This window comes from Roseateles violae, assembly GCF_030410485.1.
Taxonomy (GTDB): Bacteria; Pseudomonadota; Gammaproteobacteria; order Burkholderiales; family Burkholderiaceae_C; genus Roseateles_D; species Roseateles_D violae.
In genome coordinates, this window is sequence record NZ_JAUHHC010000002.1 from 631,092 (window position 1) to 646,745 (window position 15,654).

Sequence of the window (15,654 nt, forward strand, 5' to 3'; positions counted from 1 at the left end):
GTTGGTCTGCCTCAGCCGGCCGATGGCGGGTAGCGATGCGCCCGAAGCTGAGTACACCGGGATGCCGACGGCGCCTTCGAGTCCGGCGCGGCTGTCCGACGCATCCACCGGAAGGATGGGTCTCACTGCAGCGGTGCATGTTTGCATTATTACAAATATTGTTGTAATGTTGAGCCGTGGACAAGACTACGGCTCTCGCCGCCCTCGGCGCCCTGGCGCATCCGATCCGCCTTGACGCGTTCCGCGCTCTCGTCGTTGCGGGCCAGACCGGGCTGACGCCAGGTGCTCTGGTCGAGATGCTGGACATTGCCTACGCCAAGCTCGGCTTCCATCTGAAGGAGTTGAGCGAGGCCGGTCTGGTGACGTCCGAGCAGTTGGGGCGCCACGTTATCTACCGCGCGGTCTACCCACAGATGGACGCGCTGCTGAACTATCTGACCGAGAACTGCTGCCAGGGCGCCTGCTGCGAGGTCAACCCGCCGCCACATCTTGCTGCTGATCGCCCAACTCTGAGGGACACACCATGAAGCGCTTCCACGTACACGCCCATGTCGAAGACCTGAAGGCCAGCATCGCCTTCTACTCGGCCTTGTTCGACGCCGCGCCCACTCGCGTCGAGGGCGACTATGCCAAATGGATGCTGGACGATCCACGCATCAACTTCGCCATCTCCACCCGCGGCGGCAAGCCGGGCGTCGATCACCTCGGCATCCAAACCGACACCGAGGAGGAACTGGTGCATCTGAAGGCCCGCGCCAAGGCGGCCGACATGGCGCTGCTGGACGAAGGTGAGACCACCTGCTGCTACGCCCACAGCGACAAATACTGGCTGACCGATCCGCAGGGCATCGCCTGGGAGCAGTTCCACACGCTCGGCAGCATCCCCGTTTTTAGCCAGGGACTGCCTGTTACCGCCGAGCCGGGATCGGCCTGCTGTACAGGCGATGCCCCCAAGCCCAAGGACAACAAGCACTTCCCGATCCCGGTCAACGCGGCCTCGTCGTGCTGCTGAGGCGAGAGACTTCCCTGTGACGACCAATGTCCTGATCCTGTGCACGCACAACTCGGCGCGCAGCGCGCTGGCCGAGGGCATGCTGAACCACTGGGCCCGCCGGTTGAACAAAGACGTGCGTGCCTTCAGCGCTGGCAGCATGCCCAGCGGCCGGATCAATCCCTACGCGCTGAGCACGCTGGCCGCCGCCGGCCTCGACACCACCAGCATGCGCTCCAAGAGCTGGGACGAGTTCGCCGGGCCGAATGCGCCGCAGATGCACATCGTCATCACCGTCTGCGACAGCGCAGCCGCCGAACAATGCCCGCACTGGCCGGGCAGCCCCGTCCGGGTCCATTGGGGCTACGCCGACCCTTCAAGTGCGGCGGAAGATCAGAAGCTGCAGGCCTTCGAGCTGACCCGGCAGGCCATCGGCTACCGGATGCTGCAGCTGCTTGCGCTGCCTCTAGCGGCAATGAGCCCCTCCGAACTGCAGGCGGCGTTGATCGCCATCTCGAAGGACTGAGGTGAAGCGATCCCTTCTGCGCCGGCTGTTGTCGGAGGGCCTGGGCACGATGCTGCTGCTGGCCGTGGTCATCGGCTCCGGCATCATGGGCGAGCAGCTGGCCGGCGGCAACGTCGCCATCGCACTGCTGGCGAACACGCTGGCGACGGCGGGCGGCCTGTATGTGCTGATCGAGGTCTTCGGACCTGTCAGCGGCGCTCACTTCAATCCCGCCGTGTCGCTCGTGATGGCGGCGCGCGGGCAGTTGCGCTGGAGCGAACTGGGGCCGTACATCGGCGTCCAGATGCTGGGCGGCCTTCTGGGTGCTTGGCTGGCTCATGCGATGTTCGACTTGCCGCTGTTGGAGGTCTCGACCAAGCTGCGTACAGGCACAGGGCAATGGCTGGCCGAGGGCGCGGCGACGTTCGGCCTGTTGTTGGTGATCTTGCGGGCGCCAGCGCACCGGGTGGCGGCGATGGTGGCTGCCTATATCGGCGCGGCCTACTGGTTCACGGCCTCGACCTCGTTCGCCAATCCGGCAGCGGTCTTCGGCCGGATGTTCAGCGACAGTTTCGCGGGCATCGCGCCGGCGAATGCCCCGAGCTTCATCCTCGCCGAACTCGCTGGCGCTGCACTCGGGGTGCTCGCGCACCTGGCGCTCGGCACGCCCGCGTCGGCCGTGCCGCAAGCCGAGTCACCGCTTCGGCAAGAACGAGGCTAGCCATGGGTATTCGTGTCGCCATGCCCAGCGATGCTCCAGCCATCGCGGACATCTACGGGCCTATCGTGAGCAACACGGCCATCTCGTTCGAGCTCGAAGCGCCGAGTGTGGAGCAGATGCGCGAACGGATCGAGACCACCTTGCACACGCTGCCCTGGCTGGTCGGCGTGGACGATCACGGCCGCGTGAATGGCTACGCCTATGCCAGCCGACACCGCGAACGGCCCGCATATCAATGGGCCGTCGACACGACGGCCTAGGTGCGAGAAGACGCTCGCGGTCAGGGCGTTCGCAAGCGCCTCTACGTCGAGCTCAAGACCAGGCTGATTGAGCTTGGCTACTTCCAGGCCTTCGCTGGCATCGCCTTGCCGAATGCGGCAAGTGTCGCGCTGCATGAGTCGGTCGGCTTCACGCCCGTCGGTGTGTACCGCAGCTGGAGTGCGACCAACGACGGTTTTCACATATTGGGCTGCGAAGGAAGACGCCGAAGCGCAGCGCTACTCGTACAAATACGCTGTCATTACCGGGGCGCCGTTCTCGTCGTCACCCCCAAGGATCAGCAGCCGGCCATCGGGCAGGCGCGACACCGTGTGCCAGGCCCGGCCCAGGGGCATCGCCGGCAAGACCTCTGCGCCGTTGCTGCGATAGGCCGCGGCGCTCGGCGTCGCGCGCTCCTCGTCATTGGTCCAGCCGCCAAACAGCAGCACCTGCTCGTCGGGCAGCAGCACGCCCTGGACGAGGCTGCGTGGACGCTCCAGATCGGGCTGCGGCGTGATGCGAGCGCTGTTCGGATCGAACTGCAACACCGTCGCCAGCGGCACGATGCGCTGCGGCGCGTCGATGACCTCCCCGCCGAGGATCAGCACCCGGCCGTCGGCGAGCCGGTGCGCCTGGTGCAGCGAGCGGCGGTCGGCGACGACGCCGTCGACCGGCGCGAAGCTCTCGCTGCGCGGATCGAAGATCTCGGCAAACCAATGGTTGCCATCGGGATGCAGGCCGCCGGCGATCAGCACGCGGCCGTCCTGCAACAAGGTCGCGCTTGGGTATTCGCGCACATGGCGCATCCGCGCCGCGACCAGGCGGAACTGTCGCGTCATCGGATCCCACAGCTCGACCGTGTCGCGCGCGGCGCCCCCGACCAGCAGCACCCGGCCATCGGCCAGCGCCACCGCGGCATGGCGGTTGCGCGGCTGCTGCAGCCGCCCGCCGTCGACGACCGCGCCGTTGCGCTCGTCGACCAGATCGGTGATGGGCCCGATGTTCAGGCCTAGCTGTCCGCCGACGACCAGGATCTGGCCGTCGGCCAGCCGCGTCGCCGTATGGCCGCTGCGGCCGGAACGCAGCCTACCGATGCGGGTGAAAGTTCGCGTCAGCGGATCGAAGCGATCGATCGCATCGGACATCACCGGCCCGCCGCGCGAACCGCCCAGCACGATGATGGCGCCGTCAGCGGCCGTCGCCACCGCGTGATATTGCAGCGCGAAGGGCATCGCCAGCGGCTGGTAGCGGCCGCGAAAGCCGACCTGCAGATCGAGCTCGCGGCGCAGCGGCGGCCGACCCGGCGCCTCGACGATCAGCGTGTAGCGGCAGCTGCGGTCCAGCGCCGGAGTCTCAACCGGGACGCCGCTGCTGACCGGGCCGATGTCGGGCTCGATCCGCCCCTGGCCGCCGGCGAACACGGCCGTCAGCCGTGCCCGCTCGCCGACGCAGTGGCTGGCCGCCGCGGCACCGAAGCTCGTGATTGCGGGCGCCGGCTCGCTGCCGTCGCTGCCACCGCCGCCGCAGGCTGTCAGGGCCAGTGCGGCTGCGCTGCCAAGCCATTCGCGCCGCCGCATTGAATTGGGTTTCGACATTTGCAGACTCCGGTGTGGGACGGCCCTTCGTGGCCGATAACGGTGAATTGCGGCGCATTCTGGGTCGCGGCCGCGGCGCCGCAAATTGCCTTTTCGGTGATACCTTTCGGGTATGAGCAACGCCCCGGCCCTGCGCAGCATCGACATCCGGCAACTGCGTTATTTCCTGGTCGTGGCCGAGGAGCTGAACTTCCGCCGTGCGGCCGAACGCCTGCACATCACCCAGCCGCCGCTGTCGCGCCAGATCGCCGCGCTGGAGGCTGCACTGGGCCAGGCGCTGCTGGAGCGCAGCGGCGGCCCAACGACGACCCGCCTGACCGCAGCTGGCCAGCTGGCGCGCAGCGAATTCGCGGCCGCCGTGGTCGCCTTTGATGCGGCGCTGCAGCGCATCGTCAGCGCAGCCGGCCCGGAGCGCACCAGGCTGCGGCTGGGCCTACCCTGGTGGGTCGACATGAGCGGCTTCGGCGGAATCGAGCAAGCTCTGCGCCGCGGTGGCGAACTGCCGCCGCTGGAACCGGTGCTGGCCAATAGCGTCGAACTGTTCGGGCAGTTGCAGAGCGGCGAGATCGATGCCGCGTTGCTGACGATGCCCCAAGAGCTGCACGGCCTCGTCCATCATCCGGTCGTCCGCCTGCCCCATGTGGCGCTGGTCCCGGCTGCCAGCCCCTTGGCGCGCAAGCGGACGCTGCGCCTGCGCGATCTGGAAAGCCTGCCGCCGTTCCTGCGCTTCAACAAGCGCGTCAATCCGGCGCTGTGGCTGCACTACCAGCGCTTCTACGACGCGGCCGGCTTTAAACCGCCGCGCGAGCTGGATGTGCCGGCCAGCACCGCGGTGGCGCAGATTGCCGCCGGTCGCGGCTGCACGGTGATGCCGGCGGCCTTCGCGCGCCAGCGCTATCCCGGCGTCGTTGCACGGCGTCTGCTTGACGAGATCTATGTTGAGTTGCATCTGGTGCTCGCTGAGCGTTTGGAGCCGGCGCTGGCCCGCGCTCTGCACTCACGCATCGAGATGCTGGCGGCAGCGCTCGGATGACGGTGAGCGTAGCCCTCGTGTTGAATCACTTCGCTGCTGGCGGTGGCGCAAGCAAGCGCAGGCAAGGGCAGCCACTGACTAGGCGTGAAGCTTCAATAGCTTCATCAGCTGAGATTGATCGTCGCCAGGCTCCTAGGCCTATGGCTTGCCTCGATCGTCCGGCAACTAGTCGTTTCGGCCAGAAGCCGACATCGCCGAGCGGCGGCATTCCGGCCGCCCATCAGGGAAGCCTATCCTCGGCTCCCGGTTGCGCAGGCTAGAACGAGACCGATCGCGTACCTACTCAGCCGATCGGTGCCCGACAACGATCAGATACTCGGCGGGCATCTTGTATCCGCCCCGGCCATCGCCCCACAGCGCGATCGCATCGAGATAGCGCCGCTGTGTCCGCGCGCGCGCCTCGGCGTCGAAGCGCGACCAGGCCTGTGCCACCGGCCCGCCTGCGAAGGCCGCGGCGCAGGCCGCGTCCGCATCGGCATAGTCCAGCGAATCGCTGCGCCGCCGCTGAAGCCTGAGCTCAAGGCCCGCCGCGGCGCAGCGGCGCGCCAGCGCATCGCCCTGGCCGAGACCGAAGAACAGCGGGCAGACCTCGCTGTGCACCTCGGCGTCGACGATGCCGAACAGCGGCGCCCAGCCGCAGCGCGCGCTCGCCCCAGACGGCCAGCACCGCGCGGCCGCCGGGACGCAGTACGCGGCATAGCTCGCGCAGCCCGGCCTCGGGGTCGGGCAGGTACATCAGGCCCAGCGAACACAGCGCCAGGTCAAAGCTGGCATCCGGTAGTGCCAGCCGTTCGGCGTCCATTCGCGCGAAGCTGGCCTGGTCGAGACCGAGTTCCGCTGCATGGCGGCTGGCTGCCTGCACCATCGCCTCGGACAGGTCGATGCCGAGCACGCGGCCGGCCGACCCGACGGCGCGCGCGGCGGCGGCAGCCATGGCGCCCGGTCCGCAGGCGACATCGAGCACCGCCTCACTGGCGGCCGGCGCGGCCAGCGCAAGCAACTCGCGCTGCAGGCCGGCCAGCGGGCGGTGCCAGTGGTGCGCATAGGCCTCGGCCGCCCGGTCCCAGCCGTAGCGCTGAATGCGGCGTTGCAGGTGCTGATCCATCGCTCTCATGCTCAGGCGCGCGTGATGACGACCTCGAGGTAGCCGCTCGGCACGACCAGCGAGCCTGGGCCGGCGCGGTTCTGGCTATCGAGCAGCGCGATCAGCTCGTCGGCCAGCTCCTCGGCCTTCTCCGGCGTCTGCGCCGCGAAGGCCTTGCCGACCGGCCCATACCAGCTGCGGAAGGCCTCGACCCAGTGTGCCGCCGAGCGGTAGCGGAACACGAAGTCGCGCGGCGTGATCTGCAGCGCGGCCGCCGCATCGCCGAACAGCGCACGCAAATGAGCCTCGGTGCCCCACAGCGACGGCGGCTGCAGGCCGGCCGGCGGCGGCACATAGCGGCCAAGCAGCTTGAACACGCGGCCGACCAGGCTGTCCGGCGTCCAGTTCGCCAGGCCGATTCGGCCGCCCGGCCGGACCACGCGGGCCAGTTCGCGGGCCGCCCTTGCATGGTCGGGCGTGAACATCACGCCGAAGGTCGAGACGACGGCATCGAAGCTCGCATCGGCGAAGGGCAGGGCCTCCGCATCGGCGGTCTGGAAGCTGACCTCCAGCCGCTCGGCGCGCGCCCGCTCGGCGCCGCGCTCGAGCAGGGCGCCGACATAGTCGGTCGAGGTGACGATGCAGCCCCGGCGGGCGGCGGCCAGCGTCGCATTGCCGTTGCCGGCGGCGACGTCGAGCACCCGCTCGTCGGTCTTCAGATCCGCGGCCTCGGCCAGCGACTCGCCGACGATCTGCAGCGTGGTGCCGATGACGGCGTAGTCACCGCTGCCCCAGGCGGCCTGCTGGCGGGTCTTCAGGGCGGCGAAGTCGATCGGTGCATTCATACGGATCTCCGGTATTGGGATGGAAGAGGACCGGCGCGGCGGCGCGGCAGCCCAATGTCGGTGTGCCTGCTGCGCGCCGTCCTGTCCGATCGTCGCCAGCTCTTGTCCGAGCGTCCGCCATCGGCCGGGGCGGGTTCCAACCGCTGGCGATCCGGCCGCGCAGCTTGCAGAATCGCCGCACCGGTTTCCAGGGAGAAGCACGATGAGCATCGAACAGATAGCCGCGGCGATCGACAGGGTCAGCGCGGCCTTGCACCGCAAGCCCCAGGCCGGCGTCCACGACGACTCGGCGGCCACGGCGCGCTGGGGCGGCGGGCTGCGCACCCAGGTGCACAGCGACAACGGGCGCTCGGTCGCCACCGACATGCCGGCCGAGATCGGTGGCGGGGACAGCGCGATGAGCCCGGGCTGGCTGTGGCGGGCCGGCCTGGCTTCCTGCGCCGTGACCCGCATCGCGATGCTCGCAGCCTCCGAGGGCCTGCGGCTGGAGGTGCTGGAGGCGCGCGTGACCAGCCGCTCCGACACGCGCGGCATGCTGGGCATCGCCGAAGCCGACGGCCGCCTGGTGCCGGCGCAGCCCCTGCAGGTCGAACTGCATGTCCGCATCGGCGCGCCCGGCGTGTCCGCCGAGCGTCTGCGCGCGCTGGTCGCGGCCGGCGCCGGCTGCTCGCCGGTCACTTGCGTGATCGAGCAGCCCTTGCCGGTGGCCTTGCATATCGACGTGGCGGCCTGAGCCCGATGGACGCCCTGTCGCAGACGCTGCGCGTCGTGCGCCTGGTCGGCGCGATCTTCCTGCACGGCCGGTTCACGGCGCCCTGGTGCTACCAGGCGCCGCATGCCGATTCGGCGGCGCCCTATCTGGAGCCGACGGCCGAGCGGGTCGTGATCTTCCACATGATCACCGAGGGCGAATGCTGGGTCGAGCTCGGCAACGAGGCGCCGATGCGGCTGATCGCCGGCGACGTGATCGTGTTCCCGCAGGGCCATCCGCACCGTATGGGCTCACAGCCCGGTCTGCCACCGGCCACCGGAGCACGGCTGCACGAGGTGCTGGCGCGCCGGCCGCGCCTGCTGGCCTATGGCGGCGGCGGCGCGACGACCAAGCTAGTGTGCGGCTATCTGGCCTGCGACGCGCGGCTGGCGCGGATGCTGCTCGCCGGACTGCCGCCCATCGTCAAGGTCAGCGTGCGCGGCTCCGATGCCGGCCTGTGGCTCGAGGCCTCGGTGCGCTATGCGCTGGCTGAGGCGCGCTCGCCCCGGCCCGGCGGCCAGGGCCTGCTCGCCAAGCTGGCCGAGGTGCTGTTCATCGAGGTGCTGCGCATCTACATGAACGAGCAGCAGGGCGAAACACGCAGCGGCTGGCTGGCCGGCGTTGGCGACCGCATCGTCGGCGCAGCGCTGCGCGCGCTGCATGCCGAGCCGGCCCGTCCCTGGACGCTGGAGGAGCTGGCGCGCACCGCCGGCACCTCACGCTCGGTGCTGGCCGAGCGCTTTCCGCAGTTCGTCGGCCAGTCGCCGATGCAGTACCTGGCCCAGTGGCGGATGCTGCTCGCCTCGAACCTGCTGGCGCGTAGCAATGCGCCGCTGTCGCATATCGCCGAGGAGGTCGGCTACCAGACCGACACCGCCTTCAGCCGCGCCTTCCGGCGCGAATATGGCATGCCGCCGGCCGCGTGGCGTCGCCGCCAAGGAGGGGCGATAGCTCAGCATTGAACTGACACCAAGGCGCAAGGGAGGTCTTCATCGACGACCGCCTTGAGCCGCCGAGTTCGATGCAAGCGGGGGCTGTAAGGGGCAAGGGGAAAGCCCGAGGGCGGCCACGAGCGGAATCTGGCCACCGCCCGCTTCGGGGCAGTAAACGCACAACTAGTGCGTCGACGGCGTGACATGCGCTACAGCGCCGTGGCCAGCGCACGCCCCGCGGCCAGCAAAGCGGTGACTTCGGAGTCGGGAAGCGCCTTGCCGAACAGCCAGCCCTGCGCCTCATCGCAGCCGTGTTCGGCCAAGAAGATGTGCTGCGCATGAGTTTCCACCCCTTCGGCGATCAGCCTGATGCTCAGGCTCTTCGCCATGGCGACAATGGCCCGGACGATGGCGGCGTCGTTGGCCGCCGCCGGCACGCCGCTGACGAAGGATTTATCGATCTTGAGGAAGTCGATCGGCAGATTCTTCAGATAGCTAAGCGACGAGTAGCCGGTCCCGAAATCATCGATGGCGATGCTCACGCCCAGCGATTTCAGCCTGAGCAGGGTGCCGGCCGCGGCCTCCGGATCCTGCATCGTCATGCTTTCGGTGACCTCGATCTCGAGGTGCTTGCCGGGCAGCCCGCTCGCGGCCAGCACGGCGTGAATGCGCTCGGGCAGGTCGGGGAGCCTGAACTGGCGCGTCGAGAGATTGACGGCCACGCGTTCGATCGTCAGGCCTGCGTCGAGCCATTGCCGCATCTGCCGGCAGGCGACCTCGAGCACCCACTCGCCGATGGGCTCGATCAGGCCGCTGGCTTCCGCAAGCGGGATGAAACGCGCGGGCGGCACCGGGCCCAGCTCCGGGTGGTTCCAGCGCAGCAGCGCCTCCGCGCTGCGCACCTGTCCCGTGGCCAGCTCCACACAAGGCTGGTAGTGGACCGTCAGTTCCTCCCGCTCGAGCGCCAGGCGCAGGGCGTTGGTCAGCGTCAGGTTCTCCAGCGCGCGAGCGTTCATGTCGGCCGCGAAGAAGCGGAACTTGTTTCGGCCGTCGGCCTTGGCCTGGTAGAGCGCCGTGTCGGCGTTCATCAGCAGCGTCTCGGTGTCCCCGCCGTCATCGGGGTAGAGGCTCACGCCTATGCTTGCCGAGATGAAGAGATCGTGCTCGGCGATCCGGAACGGCGTGGCGAACGAGCCCAGCAGTTTTTTGCAGATCGCCTCGACGTCCGCAATGCCGATCATCTCGAGCAATACCGCGAACTCGTCACCGCCGAAGCGCGCCACCGTATCGCTCTTGCGCATCAGTTCGGACAAGCGCCGCGCCACTTCCTGCAGCAAGGTGTCGCCCGCCGCATGGCCAAGCGAATCGTTCACGCTCTTGAACAGGTCAAGGTCCATGAACAGCAAGGCCATCGCTTGGTCGTGGCGCCGCGCCCGCGATAGCGCGACACCGCAACGATCCTGGAACAGGACTCGGTTGGGCAAGCCGGTCAGCGCATCGTGGCGCGCTTGGTATTCCAGCTCGGCTTCATAGCGCTTGACCTTGGATATATCGGTGCAGACGCCCACATAGTGCGTCGTGGCGCCCGCGTCATCCTTCACGGCGCTGATGCTGAGCAGTTCCGGGAACACCTCGCCGTTGCTGCGGCGGCTCCACATCTCGCCGTGCCAGTAACCGGTGCGATGGATCTCTTCCCACATCGCCTCGTAGAACGCGGCGTCATGGCGGCCCGACTGGAAAACGCGCGGCGTCCTGCCGATCAGCTCTTCCGGCTCATAGCCACTGATCTGGCTGTAGGCCCGGTTCAGGAATACGATGCGCCGCGCCGCGTCGGTCACCAGCACACCATCGCCGATGCTCTCGAAGGCCTTGGCGGCAAGTCGTTCCCGCTCGGTCGCGCGCCTGCGCTCGGTGATGTCCGCGATGACGCCGACCGCCTGGATGACGGCGCCGGTCGCATCCTGCAGCGGGTAGCCGCGGCTACTTGCCCAACGCTCCCTGCCGTCCGCATGGCGAAAGCGGTAGTCGATATCGTAGTTCAGGCCTTGCGCCAGCCCATCGAAGGCGCGCTGCGTGCGCTCCCTGTCATCCGGATGAACCGCTTCCCGCCACAGGCCTGGATCGGCGTACACCGCCTCGACGCTCAAGCCCGTGACGGTCTCGAAGGCGGAACTCAGATAGATGACCCGCTCGAGATCGGGCGAGGCGATCCAGAACACCTCGCCGATCGAATCGGCAAGCTGACGAAGGCGCTGCTCGCTTGCACGCAGCTCCGCCTCGGCGCGGCGGCTCTGCGTCACTTCGCGGAACACCCAGACTCGGCCGTAATGGATGCCGTCCGACCCGATCGCGGGTGCCGAGTAGCGGTCTATGGTCCGCCCGTCCAGCGTGTGCAGTTCGTCCTGGCTGGTCTGCGTCTTGTGCTCGTAGAGATGCATCACCTTGGCCAGGAAGGCGGCGGGATCGCGCAGCTGGGCCGTCACGAACTCCAGCATCGCGACATCGTCTCCCGATGACGCCAGCTCTTCGGGGACGCGCCAGAGTTCGATAAAGCGGTCGTTCCTGGATGTGATCCTGCGGCTGTTGTCGACCAGCAGCACGGCGTCCAGCAGGCTCTGTTGCACCGTCGCGAGCACGGTGCGCTGCGACGCGAGCTCACCCACGGCGCGACGCTGGCGGGTCAGCGCCGTGATGACCGCGCCGACGGACAGCACGATGGCGAGGCTGGTCGCCAGCGCGGCGAGGTAGTAGTAGCGGCTGCGCTCGCGGGGCACGGCCAGCACCTCGTCGAGGGAGGTGCCGACGGCCACCACCAGCGGGTAGGCATTGAGCGTGCGATAGCTGTAGACGCGCACCACGCCGTCCGAGCCCGGACCCGAGAAGGTGCCGATCGGCCGGCGTGCCTGCTCGGGCACGAGCAGGCTCTCGCGGATGTCCGTGCCGAAAGTCTCCACATCACCGACGCGGCGAGCCAGCGCGACTCTGTGGGTGTCGAAGAGCATGATCAGGCCCTGGTCACCCAGCTCGGTCTTGCGATAGAAGCGGGTGAAGTATTCCGGATTGACCGCCGCATACACGGCGCCGGCGAACGAGCCGTCGGCCCGACTGATCCGCTTGGACATCGGTATGTGCCAGCGGCCGGGAACCGGGCCGGGGCGTGGCGTGCGAATTAGCATGTCCGGACCGGGCTGCGTCAGATGGGCGCGGAACTGCTCGCGGCCGGCGATGTTCACGCCGGTGGAATACCTGCTCAGCACGATCAGCCCCTGCTCGTCGACGACCCCGCTGTCGATGATCAGCCCATCGTCAACGGCGCCCCCCTGCATCGCTGTCTGCAGGTCCAGCCGCTTACCCTCGGCCAGATAGGCTCGCGTCAGGTGGGTCAGCCCTTGCTCCACCTCGTTCAGCGTACGGACGGTATGTTCCTCCAAGGCGATCGCCAGATTCGAGTTCTGCTTGCCCGCTTCGCGGACGGCCTCGGCATGTTCATGACGCGCACGCTCCCATGCCGCGGCCCACATCAATGCGCACACGGCGAGCGCCAGGCCTGCGATGCGCAGATCCCAGGGGCCACGGCTCGCCCAGTAGCGTCGCAATCCAGAGACGGGCAACTGCATCATGAGCTTGACTTGGGCCGCTGCATCATGTGTTCCTCACCGAATGTTCCGGGACGGCACATGCCAGCATAACGCTTCAGAACCCCTCACCGCTGCCGGTGATACTGTCGTGCCTGAACTGCGGCAATCCAGCTTCAGTGGGGCGCCTTGCTGGGCATCTGGCGCCATGCGTGGACCGAGCAGTCTCCCGCAGCAAGATCGACAAAGCGAAGCCAAGCGATAGCTTCGGAATGTCGACTTGACTGCCTAGAAGGCCGGCCGTTCGAATGCCGCCGGGCGGCCGGCGGCTACCGACGATCACGGCCACCTGGCAGTCTTGGCCAATAGCGGGTGTCAATGGGCGGCTGGTTGCCGGGTCGCTGGTCGGGGCAACTCCCAGGCGCGCAGTCCATGCTCGCCTGCTGTCCTCCCGAATCCTGCGCGGGGTGCGAACCTTGGCGACCTACGGTCCGAGAGTCCACGAACGGTCTTGAGATCGGCGGGGCGCCGTCGAGTCAAGCTGCAGCCAAAGGCAGTAGCGGTCCGGGCCATCGGTCGCAGTTCACCACGGACCGCTTTTGGGGCTGGCTCCGTGGCCAGCATCATGCGAGCCTGCAAACAAAGGCGCCGACCATGAACTTGGCAGCCCCATCGTGGAAGTGGATGGCCGGATGACTTGTGCTGCCCAGGCGGCGTCATCAAACGAGATGATGACCACCCACCGCGCTGCGGCGCAGCCTTGATTTGCGTGATGTTGCGGTCGCCGTGATCGCGGGCAGCGCCGAGCCAACGCCGCCTACGCAGTTTCCGCCTCGGCCGGGATGTAGGGAGGTCTCATGGTCAATCGATTGTTGATGGGGTCCATGCTGCTGCTCGCGAGCGCACTGTCTTCGCCTGCTGATGCCTTGGTGCTGTGCGCCAATCCCAGCGGCGGTGTCACCGCGCTGGTTGAATGCAAAGGCGGGATGAAGATCATCGATCCAGTCGCGACCGGCCTCGTCGGTCCAATGGGTCCGCAGGGTCCCACCGGTCCCCAAGGTCCCGCCGGACCGCAGGGCGCGATCGGCCCGCCGGGGCCAATGGGTATGCAGGGAGTCGTCGGTCCCCGTGGCCCCCAGGGACCCGCTGGGCAAGGGCTCTCGGTGTACGAGCGCAGTGTTGAGCAATTCATTCTCGGGCCCTTTAGCCTCCGCACAATCGACGTCAGTTGCGATCCCGGCGACGTCGCGTTGTCAGGCATGTGGGATATGGCCTATGTGCTGTCGACCGATCCGCCAAGCCAGCCCGTCCGAGGTTATGCGGGCGCACCGGAAGTTAGCCAGCGGGTCAGTGCCACTACCTGGCGGTTCGTTGTTGGGAACAGCAGCGCTGGTGAGCATCGGGTGAACAGGCTTGCGGTTCTTTGCTCTGATCTGACGCCATAGCAGCTTGCCGCACGCCGGCCGCCACCAGCGACCGCGAATTCCTCCGCAAGAGGCGTACTCCAGTTCCGCAAAACCGCGCTGGATCGGCCAGACGTTGCTGTGGCCGCATCCCTTGCCGCTAAGCCTCCCCCAGGCTCCTGTCGTACCGGTCAGGGCATCGTGAGCCCAAAGCTGCGGCTCAAGCGCTCCGAGTGCGGACTGCCGCACTGCATTTTTCGTCGGACGTGAGAGGAGATCGCATGAAGGCAAAGACGACACCTCAGTCGCGCCGTTGCACATCCCTAGGCGCCTTGGCGGGCGCGGCGGTGATTTTGTGTGCATCGGAGGGCGCGCAGGGCCAGATCTTGCTCGGCTTCGAGGGCCCCAGCCAATACGACGGGGCATCCTTCGGGCGCAGCATCATTCCGCCCGACGCGATGGGCGCGGTCGGCTTGACGCAGTATGTCTCGACCACAAATGGCGCTTACGCTGTGTACGACAAGACCACCGGCAGCAAGCTGTCAATGGTCTCGGATCTGGCGTTCTGGGCCGCAGCCGGCCAGACCGGCACGAACGGCGAAACGCGCATCATGTACAACGCCGCTGCCAGCCGATGGGTGGCCGTATCAAGCGGGGCCAACTCTATGGACCTGCAGATCGCGGTCTCACGCACCGACAACGCACTGGGAACCTGGCAATCGGTCAAGTTCCAGGGCTACGGCGGTTTGGGCTTCGGTGCGAACGCCAGCTATCCGACGTTGGCGCTTGACAAGAGCGCGATCTACGTCGGCACCAACGACTTCGCGCCGGCAACCCAGGGTGGCGTCAGCTTCCGCGGCACGACATTGAACGTCATTCCACTCAATAGCCTGTTTAACGCCGGCCCCCTGACGGTCGCGAACATGAGGCAGTTCTTTACCCCCTGCATCAACAGTTGCCTCGGCGGGGGTACCGACCGCGGCTATGCGCTGCAGGGCGTGAACAGCCAGGCGGCAGGATCCAGCGGCAAGGTGGTCGCCAATTCTCTGTTTATCAACGACAACGTCGTGTTCGGCATCTACGGGCTGACTCCGTCCTCGGCCGCCGGTTCAACGCTGACAGCGCCGGCGTACCTCGGGGCGTCTCTGTCGAGCTACGGTGGCCCGGCGCGCCAGCCGAGCACGACGAATCCGAGAGTCATCAATGCACTCGACCAGCGCATCAGTAGTAGCGTCTACGAGTCGCAGGGCAAGATTTTTATGCTCAACACGGTGGACTCGGGCTCGGACTTTGCGCGTGTCCACTACACGGTGATCGATGCCAACACCAATGCCATCCTCAGCGAAGGCGACATCGGCACGGGCAATTTCGACTACTTTCAGGGCTCGATCGCGGTCAATGCCGCTGGCCAGCTAGCGTCTGGTGCCCACCATCGGAAAGGTCTGACCGTTGTGGTAGGTGACGGCACCATCGAATGAGCGTTCGTCGGGGTTCAAAACTCCTTTGAACGTGACAACGCCCTGGGGGGAGTCAACAATCATCAGCATCTCAGTTCCAGCAAGTGTCAGCGACCGAATCTTCAGCACATTGCTGCCTTGATCTGTTGTAAGAGTTCCGCGATATAGCCCGCCATCCGCTACCAGCGTCATCGCGCCCTGCGCGACATTCTTACCCGTGTTTACCTTGAAGACCCACGCTCCGGCCATGTCGGGGCCCGAGGCCCCCACTGGTTCGGGCACGCCTGCGCATCCCCACAGTGCGAAGGGGACAAGGGCCAAGGTTAAAGCGACAGATCGTCGGTCCATTTGCTTCTCCGGTTGGAACCGGAAATCTAGACGCACTGTCGTGCGGACTCAGCCGGAATGCGACGAACGACGGTTCTCACATGCTGAACGGCGAATCGGCCGCCGAGGTTCCGCCTCTCAGCCGACTTTTGAACGGAGTGGCGGCCCCTGGGCTGT

15 protein-coding genes are annotated in these 15,654 nt (G+C 67.3%); 10 read left to right on the forward strand and 5 right to left on the reverse strand.

From position 1 onward, the window contains the following. The first annotated feature begins 176 nt into the window (after positions 1-176). Genes QWJ38_RS08435 through QWJ38_RS08455 form a run of 5 tightly spaced genes read left to right on the forward strand, consistent with a single transcriptional unit; the run spans position 177 to position 2,477 of the window. Positions 177-527 (forward strand): ArsR/SmtB family transcription factor, encoded by a 351-nt coding sequence (locus tag QWJ38_RS08435; RefSeq protein ID WP_290358605.1) that lies wholly within the window; start codon positions 177-179, stop codon positions 525-527. Further along, complete coding sequence (locus QWJ38_RS08440) at positions 524-1,012, forward strand: ArsI/CadI family heavy metal resistance metalloenzyme (protein WP_290358606.1); 489 nt, start codon at positions 524-526, stop codon at positions 1,010-1,012. The genes QWJ38_RS08435 and QWJ38_RS08440 overlap by 4 nt, the downstream gene beginning before the upstream one ends. A 16-nt stretch (positions 1,013-1,028) precedes the next feature. After that, the gene (locus QWJ38_RS08445; RefSeq protein ID WP_290358607.1) at positions 1,029-1,517 is read left to right on the forward strand and encodes an arsenate reductase ArsC; all 489 of its coding nucleotides are present in this window, start codon (positions 1,029-1,031) and stop codon (positions 1,515-1,517) included. 1 nt (position 1,518) lies between these two features. Then, positions 1,519-2,217: an aquaporin gene (locus QWJ38_RS08450; protein WP_434063954.1), complete on the forward strand. Its 699-nt coding sequence runs from the start codon at positions 1,519-1,521 to the stop codon at positions 2,215-2,217. A 2-nt stretch (positions 2,218-2,219) separates the two neighbouring features. Further along, on the forward strand, positions 2,220-2,477 hold the full coding sequence (locus QWJ38_RS08455; RefSeq protein WP_290358608.1) for a GNAT family N-acetyltransferase: 258 nt from the start codon (positions 2,220-2,222) through the stop codon (positions 2,475-2,477). 237 nt (positions 2,478-2,714) lie between these two features. On the opposite strand, the gene QWJ38_RS08460 is transcribed toward QWJ38_RS08455, so the two are convergent. Next, positions 2,715-4,070, reverse strand: a complete 1,356-nt coding sequence (locus tag QWJ38_RS08460; protein WP_290358609.1) for a Kelch repeat-containing protein — start codon at positions 4,068-4,070, stop codon at positions 2,715-2,717. Between the two features lie 112 nt (positions 4,071-4,182). Between QWJ38_RS08460 and QWJ38_RS08465 the strand changes: the two genes are divergently transcribed. Then, positions 4,183-5,103, forward strand: a complete 921-nt coding sequence (locus tag QWJ38_RS08465) for a LysR family transcriptional regulator (RefSeq protein WP_290358610.1) — start codon at positions 4,183-4,185, stop codon at positions 5,101-5,103. A 279-nt stretch (positions 5,104-5,382) separates the two neighbouring features. On the opposite strand, the gene QWJ38_RS08470 is transcribed toward QWJ38_RS08465, so the two are convergent. Genes QWJ38_RS08470 through QWJ38_RS08480 form a run of 3 tightly spaced genes read right to left on the reverse strand, consistent with a single transcriptional unit; the run spans position 5,383 to position 7,032 of the window. Further along, the gene (locus QWJ38_RS08470) at positions 5,383-5,703 is read right to left on the reverse strand and encodes a hypothetical protein (RefSeq protein ID WP_290358611.1); all 321 of its coding nucleotides are present in this window, start codon (positions 5,701-5,703) and stop codon (positions 5,383-5,385) included. After that, a complete protein-coding gene (locus tag QWJ38_RS08475) occupies positions 5,621-6,208 on the reverse strand; it encodes a class I SAM-dependent methyltransferase (protein ID WP_290358612.1) in 588 nt (195 codons plus the stop codon). Before QWJ38_RS08475 ends, QWJ38_RS08470 begins: the two co-directional genes overlap by 83 nt. 11 nt (positions 6,209-6,219) lie before the next feature. Beyond that, entirely contained in the window at positions 6,220-7,032 is an 813-nt protein-coding gene (locus QWJ38_RS08480; RefSeq protein WP_290358613.1) for a class I SAM-dependent methyltransferase, read from the reverse strand. Positions 7,033-7,234: 202 nt separating this feature from the next. Here QWJ38_RS08480 and QWJ38_RS08485 point away from each other — a divergent pair, with 202 nt between their 5' ends. Then, positions 7,235-7,765, forward strand: a complete 531-nt coding sequence (locus QWJ38_RS08485; RefSeq protein WP_290358614.1) for an OsmC family protein — start codon at positions 7,235-7,237, stop codon at positions 7,763-7,765. A gap of 5 nt (positions 7,766-7,770) precedes the next feature. Continuing rightward, positions 7,771-8,745, forward strand: coding sequence for an AraC family transcriptional regulator (locus QWJ38_RS08490; protein ID WP_290358615.1), 975 nt, complete (start codon positions 7,771-7,773; stop codon positions 8,743-8,745). Between the two features lie 179 nt (positions 8,746-8,924). On the opposite strand, the gene QWJ38_RS08495 is transcribed toward QWJ38_RS08490, so the two are convergent. After that, positions 8,925-12,335 carry a bifunctional diguanylate cyclase/phosphodiesterase gene (locus QWJ38_RS08495; protein WP_290358616.1) on the reverse strand — a complete coding sequence of 1,137 codons (3,411 nt, stop codon included), beginning with the start codon at positions 12,333-12,335 and terminating at the stop codon, positions 8,925-8,927. Between the two features lie 812 nt (positions 12,336-13,147). Here QWJ38_RS08495 and QWJ38_RS08500 point away from each other — a divergent pair. After that, positions 13,148-13,735 carry a hypothetical protein gene (locus tag QWJ38_RS08500; protein ID WP_290358617.1) on the forward strand — a complete coding sequence of 196 codons (588 nt, stop codon included), beginning with the start codon at positions 13,148-13,150 and terminating at the stop codon, positions 13,733-13,735. A 239-nt stretch (positions 13,736-13,974) separates the two neighbouring features. Beyond that, complete coding sequence (locus tag QWJ38_RS08505) at positions 13,975-15,171, forward strand: hypothetical protein (protein WP_290358618.1); 1,197 nt, start codon at positions 13,975-13,977, stop codon at positions 15,169-15,171. Positions 15,172-15,654 lie beyond the last annotated feature (483 nt).